This window comes from Sphingomonas sp. Leaf9 (assembly GCF_001421355.1).
Classification (GTDB): domain Bacteria; phylum Pseudomonadota; class Alphaproteobacteria; order Sphingomonadales; family Sphingomonadaceae; genus Sphingomonas.
Genome location: NZ_LMKC01000005.1, coordinates 124,018 through 142,659, shown reverse-complemented (window position 1 = coordinate 142,659; position 18,642 = coordinate 124,018). Strand labels below are relative to the sequence as shown.

The window sequence follows — 18,642 nt, the reverse complement described above, 5'->3', positions numbered from 1 at the left end:
TGCCCCCGGAAAGGTGTGACGAAATGAGCTTCAACTTAGCCGATCTCTGGCAGGTCGTACGAACCCGGCTGCTGCTGATCCTGTTGGTCGGCGGGGTGGTGTTCGCGCTGGCCGCGACGCTGGCGCTGATCCAGCCGCGCCAGTACCGCGCGACCTCGTCGCTGCTGGTCGACCTTGCCCAGACCGACCAGTCGGAAAAGGACCAGCAGCAAAGCGCCGCCGTGATTGATTCGATCATCGGCACGCAGGTCAGCGTGCTGCGCAGCGAACTGGTCCTGTCCGAAGTGGCGGCGAAGTCCGGTCTGAACGAAAAGCCGAATGATCCGGTCGAGGTGCAGCGCGTTCGCGAAGAGATCGCGAAGAACCTGACCGTCGATACCGATCGCCAGAGCAACGTGATCACGATCGGCTTCATCGACCGCGATCCGGAAACGGCCGCACGGGTCGCGAACCTGTTCGCCGACACCTTCCTCGCCAAGCAGGTCGAGCTGCGCGTCAACCCGGCCCGCGTCAACGCCCGCTGGTACGATCAGCGGACGGCGGAAGTCCGCGAGCGGTTCGAGGCGGCCCAGCGTCGCCTGACCGATTTCCAGCGCGCCAACGGTATCATCGGCGTCGACCGCATGGACGTCGAGGCGGAAAAGCTGAAGAGCCTGTCGGCCGAGCTGACCAGCGCAGAGGCCGCCGCCGCCGAGGCACGGTCGAAGGCCGGTGGCGCGAACATGCCCGAGGTCAACGCCGCGCTGTCGGTGCAGGGTCTGCAGCAGCAGGTCGCGATCAAGTCGGCCGAGGCCGCCGAACTCGCCCGGACGCTCGGCCCGAACCATCCCGAGATGGTCGCGGCGCAGGCCCAGGTGGCGACGCTGCGCGCCCAGCTGGCGGCAACCCGCGGTATCCAGTCGAACGCCCTGTCGGCCGCCAGCGGTGCAGCGGTGCGGCGCGAGGCCGACCTGCGCAGCCGCCTTGCCGAACAGCAGTCGCGCATGCTGCGCATGTCGGGCACGCAGGACCAGCTGTCGGTGCTGCAGCGCGACGTCGATGCCGCGCGCCAGACCTATGAAACGGTGCGCCAGCGGCTGAACGATGCCGCGCTCAAGAGTGAGGTGTCGCGCGCCAACACGACGATCCTCGACCGTGCGGTCGCACCGCTGCTGCCGTTCAAGCCGAACGTGCTGCTGTGGCTGCTGGGCGGGCTGGTGTTCGGTGGCGTGCTGGGTTGCGGCCTTGCGCTGTTCCTCGAAATCGCATCGCCGCGGGCGCGTTCGGTCAGCGGGCTGTCGAAGGCGACCGAACTCGACGTCCTGGCCGATTTCACCGACGGCAGCTCGGACACCTCCACCGCCCTTGCGCTCCGTCACGCCTAAGCTTCGGGAAAGTACATCCTATGCGTTTGAAATCGACGGTACATCGCCAGGGGGCGGGGGACACGCCCGTTCAGGGTAACGACGACGCCCGGTCGCTGTTGCAGCCGGGGGACCAGCGCGTCGACCCGCTGGTCGTCGCGGCGTTCCGCAACGACGACATGGTGGCCAAGATCCGCGCGATCCGGGCCAAGGTGATCGCGGGGACCAGCGAGCAGACGGGCATGGCCACCCGCATCGCGCTGACCGCCATCGTCGGCGTCTCGCCCGGCGATGCGCCTTCGGTGCTGAGCGCGAACCTGGCGACGGTGTTCGCCCAGATGGGAACCGTCACCGGCCTGGTCGATGCCGGCCTTGCCGATCCGGCGATCGCATCGCTGTTGCGCGTGCCCGAGTCACCGGGCCTCGCCGACAGCCTGCGCACGCCCGATGCCCCAATCGCCGCTCAGCGGACCGCGATCCCCGGCCTGTTCGTCCTGCCGGCGGGCAGCGATGCCGCATCGCAGGCGAGCCATCTGGAGCGCGGCGCATTGGTCGATCAGGTCGAACAATGGTCGATGCCGGGCGTTCGCCAGATCATCGTCGCCTTGCCGGCGATGGGCGACCGCGTTCTGGCGCTGGGCAACCTGCTTGCCGGGTTCGACAATGTCGTGATCGTCGCGGAAAAGCACCGGACCAAGATCGCCGACATCCGCCGCATCGTCGACGTCCTCGACCAGCGCGGCATCCCCGTCGCCGGGTCGGTCCTCGTCTGATCCGGTGTTCCGGCTGGGCGACGTCCCGATGTCGCCCGGTCGGAAGACGATGACGATCCCGCCCGCATGAACCCGCGCCGCACCCCCCCCTGGATTGATGTGCTGCGCCGCTATGGGCTGGTCAGCGGCTCGTCGGCATTCGTCTCGGTCGCGCATTTCGCGATCCAGCTGGTGGCGATCGCCCGGCTGCCGGCCAGTGGGGTCGGATTGCTCGCCTTTGCGATCGTCCTGATTCAGCTGGGCTTCGGCCTGTCGAATGCGCTGGTCTGCGCACCCTATTCGATCCTTGCCCACCGCGCGGGTGACAGCGCCGATGGCCTGCCGACATTGCGTGCGATCAATCTCGCGCTGTCGGCTGGCTATGGCGTGCTGGTCGGTATCGTCATGGGCGTCGGTGCGTCCTCGCTGCCGGTCGGGCTGGGCTTTGGCGCGACCGCGTTCCTCGCGCTGATCCGCTGGTTCGGGCGCAACCATGCCTATGCCGCCGACCAGCCGATGCGGGCGGCCCTGTCCGACCTGCTCTATGCCGCGATCCTGGGCCTGTGGGCCGGGGGCGTGCTGCTGCTGGGCGGCGGGCTGGCGCATATCGCCGCCGGGTTCGTGGTGGCATCGCTGCTCGCGCTGGTGCCGTTCGGTTCGGTGATCGGCGAGCTGGTCGGGATCGCGTCCTTCGGTGCCTATCGCCCGATCTGGCGCGATCAGGCGAGCTGGGCGCTGGTCGGTGTCGTGACCAGCGAGGCGACGACCAATGGCCATGCCTATCTGGTGACGGCGATGCTGGGGCCGGACGCGTTCGCGCCGCTCAGCGTCGCCGCACTCTTCCTGCGCCCGCTCAACGTCTGCGTGACCGCGCTGACCCAGACCGAACGTCCGCGCATGGCCCGCGACCTGAGCGCCGGGCGCGTCGATGCGGCCGAGCGGTCGCGCCGCCATTTCCTGCTGGTCCTGCTGCTGCTATGGGCCGGCACGATCGCGCTGGCGGCGGGAATGCTGTGGCTGGTGCCCGGCACCGTCGTCCCGGCAAAGCTGGATGCGCAATCGGTCGAGATCGCGGTGGTGCTGACCGGGGTGATCGCGCTGCTGCAATGCCTGATGACGCCGTCGAGCGTGTTGTTGCAGGCCGCCGACCGGTTTCGCGCGCTGGCGACGGCCAGCATGGTGGCATGCGGCGTGTCGATCGCCGGCGTCGTGCTGGTGCTGACCAGCCTTGCCGCCGCGTGGTCGCTGATCGGCATCCTGCTGGGGCAGATGGTGATGATGTGGGGCATCGTGGTGGCCGAGCGGCGCTGGCGCCGCGACCGCCGGGAAACGGTATCGAGGGAACGGAACCATGCTTAAGGCTCTTGCCAAGACCCTGTATCTGGGGGCGCTGCGCCGCTACGCCTTCGTGCGGCTGCGCACGGTGCGGCAACGGCCGCATGGCCTGCCTTTCCCGCTGGTGGTGTCGCTGACCTCCTATTCCAAGCGGTTCGACACGCTGGCCCCCACGCTTGCCACCCTGCTGTCGCAGGCGGTGAAGGCCGATGCGACGGTGCTGTGGATCGCCCCGGCCGATATCGACGCGCTGCCGGCGGAGGTACGCGCGCTGGAGGCCCATGGGCTGACGATCCGGACCACCCCCGATCTGCGCTCGTACAAGAAGATCATCCCCGCACTGGAGGCGTATCCCGACGCAGCCATCGTCACCGCCGACGACGACGTTTACTACCCCGCCGACTGGCTGGGGTATCTGGTCGACGACTGGCGCGCCGACCGTCGCGAAATCCTGTGCGCCCGCGCCCATCGCATGAAGCGGCAGGGCGACGGCCTGGCCCCCTACGTCGACTGGGAACATCAGGTCGCCGATCTGGGCGACAGCCCCAATCTCTTCGGCACCGGCATTGGCGGCATCCTCTATCCGCCGGGCATCTTTCATCCCGACGTTACGCGGGTCGACCGGTTGCTCGAACTGTGCCCGACGACCGACGATGTGTGGTTGAACTGGATGGCGCGGCTGTCGGGCGCGACGGTGCGCCGGGTCGGCCCGCGCCGCCGCTTCCGCGAATGGCCGGGGTCGCAGGAAGTCGCGCTGATGAACGTCAATTTCGTCAACGACTCGAACAACGACCGCCAGATCGCCCAGATCGTCGAAGCTTACGGCGTGCCGGAGAATATCCGATGACAATCAAGGGTCGCGCCGTCGCCGCGGTGCGGTGGACCAGCTTTGCCACGGCGGGGCGGGTGCTGTTGCAGACGCTGCAGATCTTCGTCCTCGCCCGCCTGCTGACCCAGCATGATTTCGGGTTGATGGCGATGGTGCTGACCGTCACCGCCTTTGTCCAGCTGTTCGCCGATCTGGGCGTCAGCTCGGTCATCATCCACAGCCGGACAATCTCCGACGGCGCGCTGACCACGCTGTATTGGCTGAACGTCGCGATCGGCGCGGCGCTGGCCGGGATCGTCGCGGCGGCGTCGCCCGCACTGGCCGGTTTTCTGGGTGATCCGCGCGCCGCGCTGCCGCTCGCGCTGTCGGGCTTATCGTTCCTGTTCCTGGCGTTGGGGCAACAGATCAAGGTGCTGGCCGAAAAGCGGCTGGAGTTCCGCACCATCGCCATCGTCGAACTGTGTTCGGCGGCGATCAGCACGCTGGCAGCGATCATCCTCGCGTGGAACGGGGCGGGGGTCTATGCGCTGGTCGCGGCGATCCTGCTGCTGAGCGGTGGCAACAGCCTGTTCTACTGGATCTTCGCGCGGTCGGACGACTGGCACCTGCGCGCCTATTTCCGCTTCGCCGATGCCAGGCCGTATCTGGGATCGGGCATGTATCTGCTGGGCGCCAGCCTTGCCAATACCGCCGCGGTGCAGATCGACATCCTGATCGTCGGGCGGCTGCTCGGCAGCACGATGCTCGGCATCTATTCGGTGCCGCGCGAATTGTGCCTGAAGGTGATGATGGCGACCAATCCAATCATCACGCGGGTCGGCACGCCGCTGCTGGCCGAGGTGCAGCATGACAAGGGGCGCATCCGCAACGTCTATCTGACGACGCTGGCGATGACCTCGGCGATCAATTTCCCGATCTACGGCTTCATCGCCGCCTTTCGCCAGGACGTCGCGCTGATCGCACTGGGGCCGCGCTGGGGCGATGCCGCCGACCTGCTCGGCATGTTCGCGCTGTGGGGCATGTTCCGTTCGCTGGGCAATCCGGTGGGCAGCCTGCTCTACGGCACCGGCAAGTCGAAGGTCGCGCTGATCCAGTCTCTGAGCGTTGCGGTGGCGCTGGCGATCACCGCCGCGATTTCGGCGCATTGGGGTGCGATGGGTGTCGCGGTGGGTATCACCATCTTCTATGCGGTCTTCGCGATCGCGCTGTGGGCAGGCGTCATCCGGCCGCTGACCGGCGCGGGGTTCGTCGAGTATAATGTGCAATGGTTGCGCCCCCTGGTGGCCACCGCCGCTGCGGCGGCCGTTGGCCTGTTCGTGGCGATGCCGATTACCGACCACTTCATCCGGATCGTGGCCGGCGGTATCGCAGGGGGGCTGGTATATCTTGGCAGCAGCTGGTTCCTGAACCGGCGCTGGGTACTGTCGATGATGGCGCTGGTCAGCCGGCGCAGGGCGGAGGCTTAGGCCATGGCGACGACGATCCCCGAAACGATGCTCCCGGCACCTGTGCCGCAGCGAAGCTGGCACCGTTCGACCGAAATGCTGCGCTATGACCGGCGGGTGCAGCTGTTCTTCCAGTTCGTGCTGCTCGCGCTGTTCTACATGATCTGCGTCAATCTGCGCTACATGCCGGCGAACGATGCGTATGCTGCGGCAGAGAATCTCGATGGCGAAGTGCTGGCTGCGCAGGCTGGCAGCGCGTTCCGGCAGTTCTTCTATTTTGCTCTCTTCGGGGTCGTGACGGTCGTCGTCTTCTACATGCGCGGCTTGAAGAACCTGCATGCCATTTCATATGCTTATCTGATTGCCTGCATGTGGTGTCTGCTGAGCGCGACTTGGGCGATCGATCCCGGCATCTCGATCCGTCGTTCGCTGGGCATGGTCGTCGTGCTTGCCAGCATGGCATTCGCCATCGAGATTCTAGGCGCGCGAAAGACGGTACGCATCATGTACATCTTTCTCGGATTGACCGTGGTCGCGTCTATCGTCACGGCCAGCCTGTCGTCGATCCCGCTTTTCTCGTTTGCGGTCCACCCGGCAAACGAGCTCGATCCGGAATTGATCGGGACGTGGAAAGGGATTTTTCGGCACAAGAACGTGACCGGCGCGGTCATGGCCTATGCGACGATCATCTTTTTCCATCACAGCTGGCGTCGGCGACACTGGCTGGACATCGTCCTGTGTCTCGGCGCCGTTCTAGTGCTGGCGAAGACCCACTCCAAGACGTCGCTGGGCTGGGTCGGCATCAGCCTGATCTTTTCGTACATATTGTATCGCTGCCGGGTGGGTAATCCGTCGAAGCGTATTCTGTTCTGGTATGGGCTGATCCTGCTTGTCGCCACGGCAGGTATGCTGGTCGCCATGAACTGGGACCTCGTTTACGCCTATTTCTCGGATTACGAGACCCTGTCGGGACGGGTGGCGATCTGGGCATCGATCATGCCGTACATCCGCGACCATTTCCTGCTCGGATCGGGCTACGGCTCGTTCTACGCGATCGGTGAAGCGTCGCCGATGTTGCGGTTGGGGGTGAACAAGGTCGTCGCGGCGGTCGGACACTCGCACTCGGGCTATTTCGAGATTTTGCTGACCACCGGCATCATTGGTCTGATTCTGGCGCTGGTCGCGCTGGTCGTCCTCCCCTTCTACCGGTTCTGGACGGCATCCGATCGCGACCTTCCGCTGGCGTCGATGGGGGCTGGGGTCTGGTTCTTTGGCGTGGTGCAGAACTTCACCGAGGCGCAGTTCTTCGCCCCCGACAAGGAAAGCTGGTCGTTCGTGGTCGTGTTCATCCTCATCATGCACACGCGGTATGTCGCGGCGCTGCGTGGCGAGGACCAGTGGCTGGTCGATACGAACTGGGACACCACCCGGCCCGTCCGTCGCCACGGTTGGTCGCGGCGCTATCGCCAGCAGCAACCAGGATAAGGGGCGGGGCATGGCACAGGAGCATCCGGCACCGCGCCAGTCGCGCCAGCGACTGCTGCATATCGACGTGGCCAAGGGGCTGGGCATGTTGCTGGTGGTCTATGGCCATCTCGTGCAGGCGGCGTCCCCCGGCGAAACCGCGTGGTACGCGACGACGCGCGACATCATCTACACCTTCCACATGCCGTTCTTCCTGTATCTGAGCGGCTATGTCTTCTTCCTGACCAACGCGCATCTCCGTATCGGAGCGGCGTGGCGGTCGCTGGTTGCATCGCGGGCGGATCGCCTGCTGGTCCCGTTCGTGTTTTTCGGCCTCGTCATCATCGTCGGCAAGGCCGTGGCCGCGCAGTTCGGCGAGGTGCATGAAGGTGTTGGCAGCATTCCGGCCGGGCTGTGGCGGGTGTTGTCGAACACGCCGGACAACCCGACGATCTCGATCTGGTACCTGCTGGTCTTGTTCGTGTATTCGCTCGTCACGCCGTTCCTGTTCTCAGGTTTCCGGGGAAGGCTGGCATGGCTGGTCGGGCTGGCGCTGATCATATCTATGGGCGCGGAATATTTTGCGGTCACCGAGCGATTCTATCTGGCGCGTCTGCTGCGCTATTATGTTTTTTTCGTCGCCGGCGGCTGGGCGTGGCTCCATTGGGACTGGTGCGTCGCGCGGTTGAAGCGATGGTGGTTGCCGCTGACGCTGCTATTCGCCGCCGCCGCTTCGCAGGGGCCGTGGCATCCCTTCGCGCTTCTGTATTGCGGACTGCTCTCGATTCCAGCGCTGCACGGGGCGATGCTTTTCCCGATCGCGCAGCGGTCGCGGTTGTTGCGGGTCGTCGGCGCTAACTCGATGGCAATCTACCTGATGAATACTATTTTCATCGGCGTGGCGAAGCTGGTCTGGCTCCGTCTGTTTCCGGCGGACGGAGGATGGAATGCGCCGTTCCTCGCGGTGTTGATGGTTGCGGGGGTGGTCGGGCCGATCGTCGCACGTGCGATCATCGTCCGGATGCCGGTCATTCGGCGAATTGGGAAATATATCGCCTGATGCGGCACAGGCCGACGGGTGGGTGAAAGGGATTTGGGGTGGCGCTGACAAAGCGAGCAGGTCGGGACGATCGCGGATGGTGATGGACGCACCGGGCGCGACGGTTTCGGTCGTCATCCCCAATTACAACCGGGCCGATGCGGTCGTCGCGGCGGTGCAGTCCGCGCTGACGCAGGATTTCGCACCGCTGGAAGTGATCGTCATCGATGACGGGTCGCGCGACGACAGCGTGGCGCGGCTGCGTGCGATCGACGATCCCCGCCTGGTCGTGATCGCGATCGCCAATGGCGGTGCCGGGCCCGCGCGCAATCACGGGTTCGACGTGGCGCGCGGCGATTATGTCGCGCTGCTCGATTCGGATGACTGGTTCCTGCCCAATCACCTGTCCGAGCTGATGGCGATGGCCGATGGCGACTTGCAAGTTGCGGCCTATTCGGCGGTGAAGGCCGATCGCGGTGGCGGCCGCTTCGTCGTCAAGCCGCCGCGTGGTATCGGTGAAGAGGAGGACATGGCGTCCTATCTGATGTGCGACCGGGGTTTCGTGCAGACCAGCGGGCTGCTGGTCCCGCGAGCGATCGCGGCAAAGGTCCGGTACCGCGCGGACGTCACCTTCGGCGACGATACCGATTTCGCGGTTCGGCTCGCGCTGGCCGGCTGTCGTTTCCGCATGACCCGGTCGCCGAGCGTGATCTGGGCCGACGATCCACGCGACGACCGGTTGTCGGCGCGGGGGCATCGCGCGGAAAAGGTGCAGTGGCTGACCGACCTGCGCCCGCATATCCCCGAACGCGCCTATCGCGGCTATTTCGGCTGGCACATCGCCAAGGTGGTGCGGCACACCGATCCGATGGCCGCGTTCCGGCTGTACATGGCGGCGTTGCTCCGCGGGGCCTATTCGCCGCGTCTGGCTAGCACCGTCTTCATCCAGATTTTCCTGCCGCAGCGCGCCTATCGCAAGGCTGCGGACCAGTGGATCGCGTGGCGGGGCAAGTTGCGCGGTACGGTCGTTCCGCCTGCCTGACCCGGACGTCCGGCCAATCGCCGGTTGCGCTGCGGCGCGGCAATCGCCATCTCTACGCCCATGCTGTTACTCGCCCTCATCGCCTATCAGACCATGCTGCCGGTCCCGCCGCCGCGTCCGGACCCGAAACCGGCGGTGATCGACGATACCAAGCGGATCGAGGTTGCAGGCTGGCCCTATGTCGTGCGTCGCCTGCCACCGGACATGGTCGAAATCACCGGAGGCGACCCGGCCGCACCGCGCAACAACACGATCCTCGCGCGGTTCCGCACCGCTGCGGAACGCACCACCGGTTGTACGCTGAGCAAGCCGAGCTTCTTCGATGGCGGTGTACGCGGTGACCTCGACTGTTCGGCGCAGCGCATTCCCTGACGCGTGCCGAAATCGCCGATCGCCGGACGGTTGCGTACCGCCCGGCGATCGACCTGCTACAGCGCCTTGCCGGCGGCCATGCCACGCACCCGGATCGTCGCGGCGACGGTCGCGCCGCTGATCGGCTTTGCGCTTAGTTGCAGATAGCATTGCGTGCTGTCCGCGATCCAGCGCGGGCTGCGCATGATGCCGGCCATGCCTTGCGCCGGCCACGGATCGGCAAGGCCCGTCGCCGGGGTGCCGAACGCGCGGATCTGCTGCCCGCTGCCACTGTGAAAGAGATACAGACCAACCCCCGACAGCCCGGTCGTGCCCGGATCGACCTCGATCTCGGCGATGGCGCGCAGCACGTCGCCGATCGTCGGCGTGATCGTCTGGCGCAACAGGATGACATCGGCGGTGCCGTTGGCCGTGCCCGATAGCGTGACCTGCTGCCAGTCCTTTGTCGGCGGCCCATCTTCGTCGAGATAGCTGCGCCCGCCAAACGCGGATGTCGTGACCTTCGCATAGGCACCGCTGACCCCGGCCGCCAGCAACGTCGTCCACCCGGTGCCGATCTGTCCCGTCGCGCCCGATCCCAACGTCCCGCCGGTCCCGCCGAAATAGGGCTGGGTCGACAGCGCCGCCGCCGGGTTGACGCCCGCCTGACCGGCCCGCTCCGCCTGTCCAAATGGGAGCACGCCGCCCAGCGGATAGATACGCCGCCACTCGCGCGCCAGCACCCGCCCGACCTGATACGCCCCCTGGGTCGACAGGTGCAGCCCGTCGATGGTGACGCCGGCCATCGCCTGTCCCTCCGCACTGGTCAGGTCGCCCAGGATCGCCGGGGTATCGACCGCGCGGATGCCGCGCTGGCCATGCAGCGTCAGCAGCCAGCGATTGACGACGCTCCAATGGTCGAGCTGCGGACTGGCGGCGGTGTTCGACAGTCGCATCGCGGTATAGGCCGCCGCGCCATGCGGATAATCGAGCAGGATGGTCAGCAGCATTCCCGCACCGACAATCCGGTCGACGATGCCGGTCAGGTTGGCGATCGATTGCGCCGCGCTCCACGCGTTGCGATCGTTCGCGGTGGGCGCGACCATCACGACATGGCCGACCCCGGTCGCCAGCAGCCGGTCGACCCGCGATCCCAGCCCCGGATAGTCGATGCCGTTCCACAGCATCGGCCCGGTCCATTCGCCGTTGCGCGCGATCATGTCGGCCGGCTCCAGCACCGCGCGACCGCCCGACAGGAAATTCGCCCAGTGCACCGCTCCGACCGTCTGGCCGAGCAGGGTCGGCACATCGCCCGCCGCATTGGTGCCGGCAAAATGCTGCGCGGCATGGCTGGGCCCGAAGACCGCGATGCGGTTGTTCGCCGGCATGCGCAGGTTGCGGGTGGCCAGCTTCGTATCGAGCGCCCGGTCGGTGATCCCGCCCTGCGCCCCCGATTGCCTTGCGGTCATGGGTCAGGCCTCCGCAATCAGGTTGGATGCGGTGGTGCCGGTCGCGCGGACGAAGCGCGCCCGCACCGCGATGTACGATGCGTCGGGCAGGTTGCGATAGGTGACGTCGGCCGCCCCCTCAACCCCGCGCAGCGTGACGTCGCCGCCGCTACCGACATAGATGCCCTTGGGCGATGCGGGCAGTTCGGCGGTGTCGCTCGGAGCGATGGGATAGGGGGCCAGCGCCGGCCCGTTCGCCGTGTCGGGATGATTGGTATATGCCATGGAACGCCTCCGTCGTCGGCACCCCGATGATGCCAACAGGCGTTCCCTATATGTTCACGATTTCGCTGTAGGAAAGCGGTTTTCGCGATCCGGGCGATGCCCGATCAGCCGCCATATTCCTTGAAGCCGTGGCCGGTCAGCCCGGCGATCCGACCGAACTGGCGTATCACCCGCCCGGTCGCGGTCAGCCGCCGCTGCGTGGAAAGCGCCGACAGCGGCCAGAGCAACAGCGCCGCGCCGGTCATCGCCAGCGTCCGCAGCACCAGCACCCCCCGCCGCGCCGCGCTGGCCCGGTTCCATGCCACGATCGTGTCGGTATTGCCGACCCGCCAGACCCGCCGCCAGGCCCAGCGCAGCGTGGTGCGATCCGCCGGGACCGATTCGAAAACCTCGGTTGTGTTGGTCCAGGCGAAGCGCCGCCCCGCCGCCGCCCAGCGGGTATACAGGTCGAGGTCCTCTCCGCCGATCTGGTTCAACCGGGTGTCGAACCACGGGGCAGGGGTTGAATCCCACAATGCCCTGTCGGCAATCGCCGAGGTCAGGCTGAACAGCATGCCGGTGGGACCATCGTCGCGCCGCTCGGCCTGGAACACGAACAGCGCATCGTTCCAATGCGGCGGCGGGCCATCGAACTGATAGCGGACGGGTGCCCCGGTCATGTCGGCACCGTACGCACGATGCGCCGCCAGCAGCCTGGCCAGCCAGTCCGGCCCCACCCACTGATCGTCGTCCAACATCGCGACATGGGTCGCTCCGCGCACCGCAAGCGCATGGTCGACCAGCGCATTGCGTGCATGGCACAGCCCCGGCGTCTCGACGACGAAGGCGTCGATCGCATGGATGTAGCCCGCCGCCGCCATCGCTTCGGCGGTCGCGACGCCCTCGCGGTGCTGTCGATCGTTGTCGGCAATGACGATCGTCATCGGCGGCGCATCCACCTGTGCCGCCAGCGATGCGAGCAGGGTGCGCAACTGATCGGGCCGACGAAAGGTCGGAACGGCGATGGCGACATGCGTCATGCGATGGCTTCCTGTGCCGATCCGGCGACGCGCGGGGTCCGCCGCAGGATCAGCCGGCGCCCCGGCACTTCGACGAACCGATAGGTGCATTCGCAAAACAGGATCGTGACGAGGATGAGGGCCGCATAGGCGAGTGTGTCGTACTGAACGATGCCGCGCCCGTGCGCCATCGTAACGCTCCGCGCGGCGATATCGCGCAGCAGCGGATGCCAGAGATATAGCGAGTAGGAGATGATCCCCAGCCGCATGGCGACCGGGTTGGCGAGCACCGTCCGCGCCAAACGCCCTTCATAGGAGCAGCACAGGATCAGCAGCGGCAGCAGCAGCACGACGATCAGGTCGCCGCCCGGTATCAGTAGCGCCAGCGCAATCGCGGTGCAAACGACGACAAGTGCCGCGTCGCCGTCCAGTCGGCCCCGCAATATGGGATGCCCGGCGAAACGCTGGGCCAGCATGCCGAGGATGAATCCGCCCAGGCAGCGCAATACCGGCAGGATCGAGTCGCGTTGCACGACATCCATCGGCCCCCGCACGCCCAGTCCCGACAGCGCAACCAGCAGCAACAGCGCGGCGGCACCCATCGCCGCTGCCTGCCACCATCGCGACCGTACGCCGATGGCGAGTAGCGGGAACAGCAGATAGGCGACGCATTCGGTGCTGACCGACCAGCTGTTGCCGGCCAGCGCCGTGGTGCCCAATCCCCAGGACTGGACCATCACCAGGTTGGCGACGACATCGCCCGTCGCCAATCGTCCGCCGTCGCCGGACATATCGACCAGCGCCCGCAGCAGAAACGCCAGCGTGACGACGAGGTGCAGGGGAAACACACGCGCCAACCGGTGGCGGAGGAAGTCGCGATAGCGCCGGGCCGATGGCAATGCGGCCATCATGTCGCGGTAGCCGATCGCCATGACGAACCCGCTCAGGACGAAGAACAGGTCGACGCACAGATAGGCACGATCGAACAGTGACATTCGGAAGGCCGCAAAGACCGGCTGTTGCGGCAAGTGGTAGAGCATGACCGACAGCGCGGCGATCCCGCGCATGCCCGTCAGCGTATCGACCCGCATCAGCGAGCTTTGTCCGAACGTTTCATCGCCAGCTTCACCACGTCCCAGATGCCCAGCGCCAGCGAATGGGGATTGGTCGTGATGTAGCGCCAGGCGAACTTGCGGGGCTGGGTCATCATCCGGTGCAGCCATTCCAGATTGGCCCACTGCATCCATTTCGGGGCACGGGTATATTCGCCGACGAAGTAGTTATAGCAACCGCCACAGGTGACGATCCAGCCGTGGTCCAGTCGGCGTTTCAGCGCGATCGAGAATTGTTGTTCGCGCGGCTTGCCCATTCCGACCCAGATCACGTCGGGCTGTGCCGCAGCAATCTCCTCGATCACCGCCGCATCCTGTTCGGGCGTGAAATAGCCGTTGCGCCGGCCGGCGATGCGCAAGCGGGGATAGCGCGCAGCCAGGAACGCCGTGAACGCCACGTTCACCTCCTCGCTTCCGCCCAGCAGGAAGAAGGAGCGGCCATCCTGTTCGCACCGTTCGGCGAAATCGGTCATCAGGTCGGTAGTCGCGCTGCGTTCCGCGATACGATGCCCGGTCAGGCGCGACAGGACGACCCACACCCCGCCATCGGCATGGATGATGTCCGCCTCGCGCATCGCCTCGCGATAGGCGGGATCGGTCGCGGCCAGCGAAATGCCATGTCCGTTGATGTCGAACACCAACACGGCACCCAGGCCCGGTTCGCCCGGTTCCCGCCGGCATTCTATCGCCATCCGGTCGGTCAGCGCGGCACGCCCGGCGGTCACCACGGGGAAACCAGCGATCCTCGTCTTGTCCATACCGGATCGACTACCTGCTGCCTTGGCGTTCATCGTGCCTTCCATTGCAATAGTCGGCACTTGGCACCCAATCAAAACGTACAGCAGGAAGGGGGCGTCGGGCTATAGTCCTTGCACCATTCCGACCGTGCAACGGCTGATGTCCATCACCGGGCGTTGGTAAGCCCGCGATAGTCGAGACATAGTATTGTGGCATTAACAAGCGGTTGCCACGACAGCGCGGACGCGCAGCGGCCACGATCCGCTCACGCCGTTGCCGGAATACCGACGACAATCGGCACAAAGACAGCGCCATGGTGATTCGTCAGCCGTCGATACGGGGTAAGCGATGGTCCGGTCCTCCCGCACTGGTCATGCTGCTCTGCGGCAGAATTCATAGCTGGCACGACCGATCGAACCGCTGGTACGGTGGATTGACGGCGCATCGGCAAATTGTCAATTACTAGGGTTCGTCTGCGTGATAAACGGTTCGCTACGTGCGAACCATGCCTGCCGAACATGGCGGATTTTTATGATGCATTGCACAATTGTCACGCAATGCCTTCTGGTGCATGGATCGTTGGGTTTCGGATGGTGGCGAGCATGGGCGGGATGTATGCCGCCGGCGAGCCCTAGGGGTATGGGAGCAGCATGCGATGAACGGCGACCCTGCGGTCAGTCCGATTGCGCGACCAGCGACGCATGCGCCGCGCTCACGGGTGCTGGCGGTGTCGTCTGGTGGCGGGCATTGGGACGAATTGATGCTGATGCGTCCGTTGCTGCAACAATATGACACGCGCTACGCCACGACGTCCGCTGCGCTGGCCGCGCGGGACGGGATCGAGGATGCGGTCATCCTGCCCGACTGCAATCGCAACGAACCGGTGCAGTCGCTGCGATCGGTTCTGCGCGCGTTTTATACCGTCCTGCGCATCCGCCCCGACGTGATCGTGTCGACGGGCGCCGCACCGGGCTTTTTCTGCATCCTGGCCGGACGGTTGGTTGGTGCGCGCACGATCTGGATCGACAGTTTCGCGAATGCGGAGCAGCTGTCGATGTGTGGCAAGCTGTCGCGCTATGCCGCGTCGCTGTGCCTGGTCCAATGGCCGCATCTTGCCGGCGCGCGCGCGCGTTTCATGGGGGGGCTTTTGTGATCCTGGTCACGGTCGGTACGCAATTGCCGTTCGATCGGTTGATCCGGGCGGTCGACGCCATTGCGCCGCAATTCGACGTGCCGTTCTTCGCGCAGATCGGCCAAGGCGCCTATCAGCCCGAGAACATGCGCTGGGGCGCGACAATCCCGCCGTCCGAATTCGACGACATGATGCGCGATGCCCGGTTGATCGTGTCGCATGCGGGCACGGGCACGTTCCTCACCGCTCGGCGGTTCGGCAAGCCGGTGGTCCTGTTCCCGCGCCGTGCCGCGTTCGGCGAACATCGCAACGACCACCAGATGGCGACGATCGGACGACTGGCCGATATTCCCGGCGTCATCGGGGCGATGGACGAAGCCGATCTCGCGCCGGCCCTGCGCCAGGGGCTGGAGCAGGATATGCCCGCCGTGTCCGAGGATTCCGACCAGCGCGATGCGTTTCTCCACGCATTGTCCGATTTCATGCAGACCGGTAAGCTCGCAAAGGCGCCATCGTGATGACCGACGAACTGGCCGAACGGGCCGTGCAGGGCACGCCGACCGTATCGATCGTCATGCCGACCTATAACCGTGCCGATCGCATGGGGCCGACGCTCGATTCGATCCGTGGGCAGACCTTCGCCGATTTCGAATGCATCATCGTCGACGACGGGTCGAAGGATGCCGACGAACTGGAACGGGTCATCGCCGCGATGCACGACGACCGGTTCCGGGTCATCCGCACCCATAATCGCGGTGCCAGCGCGGCACGCAATACCGGGATCGACGCCGCGCGCGGTGACTATATCGCGCTGCTGGATTCGGACGATCAGTTCCTGCCGGAAAAGCTCGCCCGCTCGCTGGACGCGATTCGCGCCCATGGCGGCGACTGCCTGGTCTTTACCCAGATCGCGATGGATCGCGGCGTGGGAACGAACTGGATCAAGCCGCCGCGCGGCCCGATGCCTGGCGAACGGATCGACGAATATATCTTCTGCGCGCGCGGCTGGGTGCCCTGTTCGACGGTCGTCCTGCCGGCGAAGGTCGCACGCGAGGTGCGGTTCGACGAAGCGCTGCCCTCGACGCAGGATACCGATTTCGCCATCCGCTGTGCGACCACGGGCATGCCGTTCGTCTACCTGCCCGAAGCGCTGTCGATCGGCGACGACGTGTTCGATCCGAAGCGGGTATCGAAACAGCCCAAATATGTCCCGCTGCTCCACTGGATCGACCGGATGCGCGGCAAGCATGTGTCGGAACGCGCCTATTGGGCATATCGCGGCTGGCATGCGGCGCGCAGTGCCGCGCGGGCGCGGCGGTTGTATGGTGCGCGGCTGTATCTGCAGTCGCTGGTCCATGGCGCCTATCCGCCCAAGCTGGCGCTGGTCGTCGGCGCGCAGGTACTGTTGCCGACCACCGCCTATCAGCGGATGGCCGACGGGATCGCCTATCTGTTCGGGCGGCGGGCGCCCGACGCCTGATCGCTTCAAGCAATCAGCGAAAATTAACGACTTTCAACTAGGCTGACGGCCTGCGGATGCTGATGTCCGCCTGTTGAAAGTTTGCGGATGATCCCCGTTTCCTCGGCCGGGCAAGTCCCGCCGCTTGCGCGTTCGCGCCTGAGCATCGCGCTGCGTGGGTGCCGGACGCATCTTGTCGCGGCGGCGTCGTTCAGCGCCATCGGCAACCTGCTGTACCTGGCCCCATCGCTCTACATGCTGCAGGTCTATGATCGCGTCCTGCCCAGCCGGGGGCTGGGGACGTTGGCGGCGCTCAGCGTCCTGATGCTCGGCGCGCTTGCGGCGCTAGCGGTGTTCGAATGGCTGCGGTCGCGCGTGCTCATCCGCGCCTCGGTCCAGGCGGAGCGGGTATTGGCCGGGCCGGCGCTGCGCATCGCGCTCAGCCAGCCCGCGCTGTCGCGGCTGGAACGGGGCGAGGTGATGCGCGACGTCGACACGCTGCGCCAATCGATCGCCAGCCCGGCGTTCTTCGCCGCGCTCGATGCTCCATGGACCCCGATCTACATCCTCGTCGGTTTCCTGCTCCACCCGCTGCTCGGCGCGTCGATGGTGGCGTCGGGTGTGCTGCTGATCGGGCTCGCCTGGCTGAATGAGAAGCGTACCGCGGCGCCGATGAAGCAGGCGAGCGAGGCGCAGAGCATCGCCTATGCCCGGCTGAACCACGGGGTTGCCCATGCGTCCGAAGTGCGCGCGCTGGGCATGGTCGACACGCTCGCCGCCCGGCACGAACGCGATCGCGGCGTCGCCGGCCTGTTGCAGCTGCGCGCCAGCTTCGCGGGGAGCAGCCTGCAGGCGGCGATCAAGTTCGTCCGCCTCGCGCTGCAATCGGGCGCGCTGGCGCTGGGCGCGGTGCTGGTGGTCGACGATGCGATCTCGGCCAGCGCGATCATCGTCGCCTCGCTCCTGACGGCGCGTGCGCTGGCCCCGATCGACCAGCTGGTCGCGGGGTGGAAGACGATCGTACAGGCACGGATCGCCTATGCCCGGCTCGACCGGATGCTGGCGCTGCCGTCGACCGATACGCCCGACCGCACCAACCTGCCGGCGCCAAAGGGCGCGATCACGCTGGAGGGGCTCGGCATCGCCGCGCCGCTCGACGGGCATCCGATCCTGTCGGGGATCGACGGGGCGATCGGCGCGGGCGAGGTGATCGGCATCGCCGGGCCCAGCGGGTCGGGCAAGTCGACGCTGCTGCGCGCGATCGTCGGCGCGGTGGATATCGATGCCGGCCATGTCCGCTTCGACGGGATCAGCCGCACCGACTGGGATCGCGACCGCCTGGCCCGGCATATCGGCTATATGCCGCAGGACCCGGTACTGTTCCACGGCACGGTGAAGGAAAATATCGTCCGCTTCTATGTCGGGACCGATGCCGCCGGCACCGCGCTGCTCGACGAGGCGGCGATCGGCGCGGCCAAGGCGGCCGGCGCCCACGACCTGATCGCCGCGCTGCCGCAAGGGTACGACACGATCCTCGGCGTCGGCGGTACCGGCCTGTCGGGTGGGCAGGCACAGCGTGTCGCGCTGGCGCGCGCGCTGTTCGGCAATCCGGCGATCCTCGTCCTCGACGAACCGACCGCGCATCTCGACACCGATGGCAAGAAGGCGCTGGCCCGGTTGCTGGCGTCGCTCCGCCAGGCCCAGCGCACCATCCTGTTCGCCAGCCACGATCCCGACCTGCTGGCCGCATCCGACCGGCTGATGCTGCTCGATCAAGGGCGGATCGAACGGTTCGGGCCGCTCTTCGGGCTGCGGTCGCGGCGCAAGCCCGATCAGGACCAGCCGACCTCGTTCGTAAAGGCGTAACCCC

General features: G+C 66.3%; 18 protein-coding genes. 13 read left to right on the top strand and 5 right to left on the bottom strand.

From position 1 onward, the window contains the following. Window positions 1-23: 23 nt before the first annotated feature. The 9 genes from ASE58_RS14410 to ASE58_RS14370 all read left to right on the top strand — a co-directional run bounded on the left by ASE58_RS14410 (window position 24) and on the right by ASE58_RS14370 (window position 9,621). On the top strand, window positions 24-1,364 hold the full coding sequence (locus ASE58_RS14410) for a GNVR domain-containing protein (RefSeq protein WP_055822778.1): 1,341 nt from the start codon (window positions 24-26) through the stop codon (window positions 1,362-1,364). Window positions 1,365-1,384: 20 nt separating this feature from the next. Next, on the top strand, window positions 1,385-2,116 hold the full coding sequence (locus ASE58_RS14405; RefSeq protein ID WP_055822775.1) for a P-loop NTPase: 732 nt from the start codon (window positions 1,385-1,387) through the stop codon (window positions 2,114-2,116). A 66-nt stretch (window positions 2,117-2,182) separates the two neighbouring features. Then, window positions 2,183-3,454 carry a lipopolysaccharide biosynthesis protein gene (locus ASE58_RS14400; protein WP_055822773.1) on the top strand — a complete coding sequence of 424 codons (1,272 nt, stop codon included), beginning with the start codon at window positions 2,183-2,185 and terminating at the stop codon, window positions 3,452-3,454. Further along, entirely contained in the window at window positions 3,447-4,277 is an 831-nt protein-coding gene (locus ASE58_RS17990; protein WP_055822770.1) for a hypothetical protein, read from the top strand. Before ASE58_RS14400 ends, ASE58_RS17990 begins: the two co-directional genes overlap by 8 nt. Then, complete coding sequence (locus ASE58_RS14390) at window positions 4,274-5,725, top strand: MOP flippase family protein (RefSeq protein WP_055822767.1); 1,452 nt, start codon at window positions 4,274-4,276, stop codon at window positions 5,723-5,725. Before ASE58_RS17990 ends, ASE58_RS14390 begins: the two co-directional genes overlap by 4 nt. A gap of 75 nt (window positions 5,726-5,800) precedes the next feature. Then, the gene (locus ASE58_RS14385; RefSeq protein WP_162233530.1) at window positions 5,801-7,189 is read left to right on the top strand and encodes an O-antigen ligase family protein; all 1,389 of its coding nucleotides are present in this window, start codon (window positions 5,801-5,803) and stop codon (window positions 7,187-7,189) included. A 10-nt stretch (window positions 7,190-7,199) separates the two neighbouring features. Continuing rightward, entirely contained in the window at window positions 7,200-8,228 is a 1,029-nt protein-coding gene (locus tag ASE58_RS14380) for an acyltransferase family protein (RefSeq protein ID WP_055822762.1), read from the top strand. 82 nt (window positions 8,229-8,310) lie between these two features. Then, a complete protein-coding gene (locus ASE58_RS14375) occupies window positions 8,311-9,249 on the top strand; it encodes a glycosyltransferase family 2 protein (protein WP_235513631.1) in 939 nt (312 codons plus the stop codon). A gap of 60 nt (window positions 9,250-9,309) precedes the next feature. Next, the gene (locus tag ASE58_RS14370; RefSeq protein WP_055822756.1) at window positions 9,310-9,621 is read left to right on the top strand and encodes a hypothetical protein; all 312 of its coding nucleotides are present in this window, start codon (window positions 9,310-9,312) and stop codon (window positions 9,619-9,621) included. Between the two features lie 56 nt (window positions 9,622-9,677). Here ASE58_RS14370 and ASE58_RS14365 read toward each other — a convergent pair whose 3' ends face one another. From ASE58_RS14365 to ASE58_RS14345, 5 genes are all read right to left on the bottom strand, one after another. Next, a complete protein-coding gene (locus ASE58_RS14365) occupies window positions 9,678-11,069 on the bottom strand; it encodes a hypothetical protein (RefSeq protein ID WP_055822754.1) in 1,392 nt (463 codons plus the stop codon). A 3-nt stretch (window positions 11,070-11,072) separates the two neighbouring features. Next, a complete protein-coding gene (locus tag ASE58_RS14360) occupies window positions 11,073-11,333 on the bottom strand; it encodes a spike base protein, RCAP_Rcc01079 family (RefSeq protein ID WP_055822752.1) in 261 nt (86 codons plus the stop codon). Between the two features lie 104 nt (window positions 11,334-11,437). Further along, window positions 11,438-12,352, bottom strand: a complete 915-nt coding sequence (locus ASE58_RS14355; protein ID WP_055822749.1) for a glycosyltransferase family 2 protein — start codon at window positions 12,350-12,352, stop codon at window positions 11,438-11,440. Next, window positions 12,349-13,422, bottom strand: coding sequence for an acyltransferase family protein (locus ASE58_RS14350; RefSeq protein WP_055822746.1), 1,074 nt, complete (start codon window positions 13,420-13,422; stop codon window positions 12,349-12,351). The genes ASE58_RS14355 and ASE58_RS14350 overlap by 4 nt, the downstream gene beginning before the upstream one ends. Further along, a complete protein-coding gene (locus ASE58_RS14345; protein WP_162233529.1) occupies window positions 13,422-14,234 on the bottom strand; it encodes a WecB/TagA/CpsF family glycosyltransferase in 813 nt (270 codons plus the stop codon). The genes ASE58_RS14350 and ASE58_RS14345 overlap by 1 nt, the downstream gene beginning before the upstream one ends. A gap of 602 nt (window positions 14,235-14,836) precedes the next feature. Between ASE58_RS14345 and ASE58_RS14340 the strand changes: the two genes are divergently transcribed. The 4 genes from ASE58_RS14340 to ASE58_RS14325 all read left to right on the top strand — a co-directional run bounded on the left by ASE58_RS14340 (window position 14,837) and on the right by ASE58_RS14325 (window position 18,638). Further along, window positions 14,837-15,334 carry a glucuronosyltransferase gene (locus ASE58_RS14340; protein ID WP_055822740.1) on the top strand — a complete coding sequence of 166 codons (498 nt, stop codon included), beginning with the start codon at window positions 14,837-14,839 and terminating at the stop codon, window positions 15,332-15,334. Continuing rightward, window positions 15,331-15,831: a glycosyltransferase gene (locus tag ASE58_RS14335; RefSeq protein WP_055822737.1), complete on the top strand. Its 501-nt coding sequence runs from the start codon at window positions 15,331-15,333 to the stop codon at window positions 15,829-15,831. The genes ASE58_RS14340 and ASE58_RS14335 overlap by 4 nt, the downstream gene beginning before the upstream one ends. Then, complete coding sequence (locus tag ASE58_RS14330) at window positions 15,831-16,793, top strand: glycosyltransferase family 2 protein (RefSeq protein ID WP_055822734.1); 963 nt, start codon at window positions 15,831-15,833, stop codon at window positions 16,791-16,793. Before ASE58_RS14335 ends, ASE58_RS14330 begins: the two co-directional genes overlap by 1 nt. Window positions 16,794-16,880: 87 nt before the next feature. Further along, complete coding sequence (locus ASE58_RS14325) at window positions 16,881-18,638, top strand: type I secretion system permease/ATPase (protein ID WP_055822731.1); 1,758 nt, start codon at window positions 16,881-16,883, stop codon at window positions 18,636-18,638. Window positions 18,639-18,642 lie beyond the last annotated feature (4 nt).

What these genes read in the sequence shown, in the direction of transcription:
- ASE58_RS14410 (WP_055822778.1), top strand. Translation starts at nt 24, where the DNA reads ATGAGCTTCAACTTAGCCGATCTCTGGCAGGTCGTACGAACCCGGCTG.
- ASE58_RS14405 (WP_055822775.1), top strand. Translation starts at nt 1,385, where the DNA reads ATGCGTTTGAAATCGACGGTACATCGCCAGGGGGCGGGGGACACGCCC.
- ASE58_RS14400 (WP_055822773.1), top strand. Translation starts at nt 2,183, where the DNA reads ATGAACCCGCGCCGCACCCCCCCCTGGATTGATGTGCTGCGCCGCTAT.
- ASE58_RS17990 (WP_055822770.1), top strand. Translation starts at nt 3,447, where the DNA reads ATGCTTAAGGCTCTTGCCAAGACCCTGTATCTGGGGGCGCTGCGCCGC.
- ASE58_RS14390 (WP_055822767.1), top strand. Translation starts at nt 4,274, where the DNA reads ATGACAATCAAGGGTCGCGCCGTCGCCGCGGTGCGGTGGACCAGCTTT.
- ASE58_RS14385 (WP_162233530.1), top strand. Translation starts at nt 5,801, where the DNA reads ATGCTGCGCTATGACCGGCGGGTGCAGCTGTTCTTCCAGTTCGTGCTG.
- ASE58_RS14380 (WP_055822762.1), top strand. Translation starts at nt 7,200, where the DNA reads ATGGCACAGGAGCATCCGGCACCGCGCCAGTCGCGCCAGCGACTGCTG.
- ASE58_RS14375 (WP_235513631.1), top strand. Translation starts at nt 8,311, where the DNA reads ATGGACGCACCGGGCGCGACGGTTTCGGTCGTCATCCCCAATTACAAC.
- ASE58_RS14370 (WP_055822756.1), top strand. Translation starts at nt 9,310, where the DNA reads ATGCTGTTACTCGCCCTCATCGCCTATCAGACCATGCTGCCGGTCCCG.
- ASE58_RS14365 (WP_055822754.1), bottom strand. Translation starts at nt 11,069, where the DNA reads ATGACCGCAAGGCAATCGGGGGCGCAGGGCGGGATCACCGACCGGGCG.
- ASE58_RS14360 (WP_055822752.1), bottom strand. Translation starts at nt 11,333, where the DNA reads ATGGCATATACCAATCATCCCGACACGGCGAACGGGCCGGCGCTGGCC.
- ASE58_RS14355 (WP_055822749.1), bottom strand. Translation starts at nt 12,352, where the DNA reads ATGACGCATGTCGCCATCGCCGTTCCGACCTTTCGTCGGCCCGATCAG.
- ASE58_RS14350 (WP_055822746.1), bottom strand. Translation starts at nt 13,422, where the DNA reads ATGCGGGTCGATACGCTGACGGGCATGCGCGGGATCGCCGCGCTGTCG.
- ASE58_RS14345 (WP_162233529.1), bottom strand. Translation starts at nt 14,234, where the DNA reads ATGAACGCCAAGGCAGCAGGTAGTCGATCCGGTATGGACAAGACGAGG.
- ASE58_RS14340 (WP_055822740.1), top strand. Translation starts at nt 14,837, where the DNA reads ATGAACGGCGACCCTGCGGTCAGTCCGATTGCGCGACCAGCGACGCAT.
- ASE58_RS14330 (WP_055822734.1), top strand. Translation starts at nt 15,831, where the DNA reads ATGACCGACGAACTGGCCGAACGGGCCGTGCAGGGCACGCCGACCGTA.
- ASE58_RS14325 (WP_055822731.1), top strand. Translation starts at nt 16,881, where the DNA reads ATGATCCCCGTTTCCTCGGCCGGGCAAGTCCCGCCGCTTGCGCGTTCG.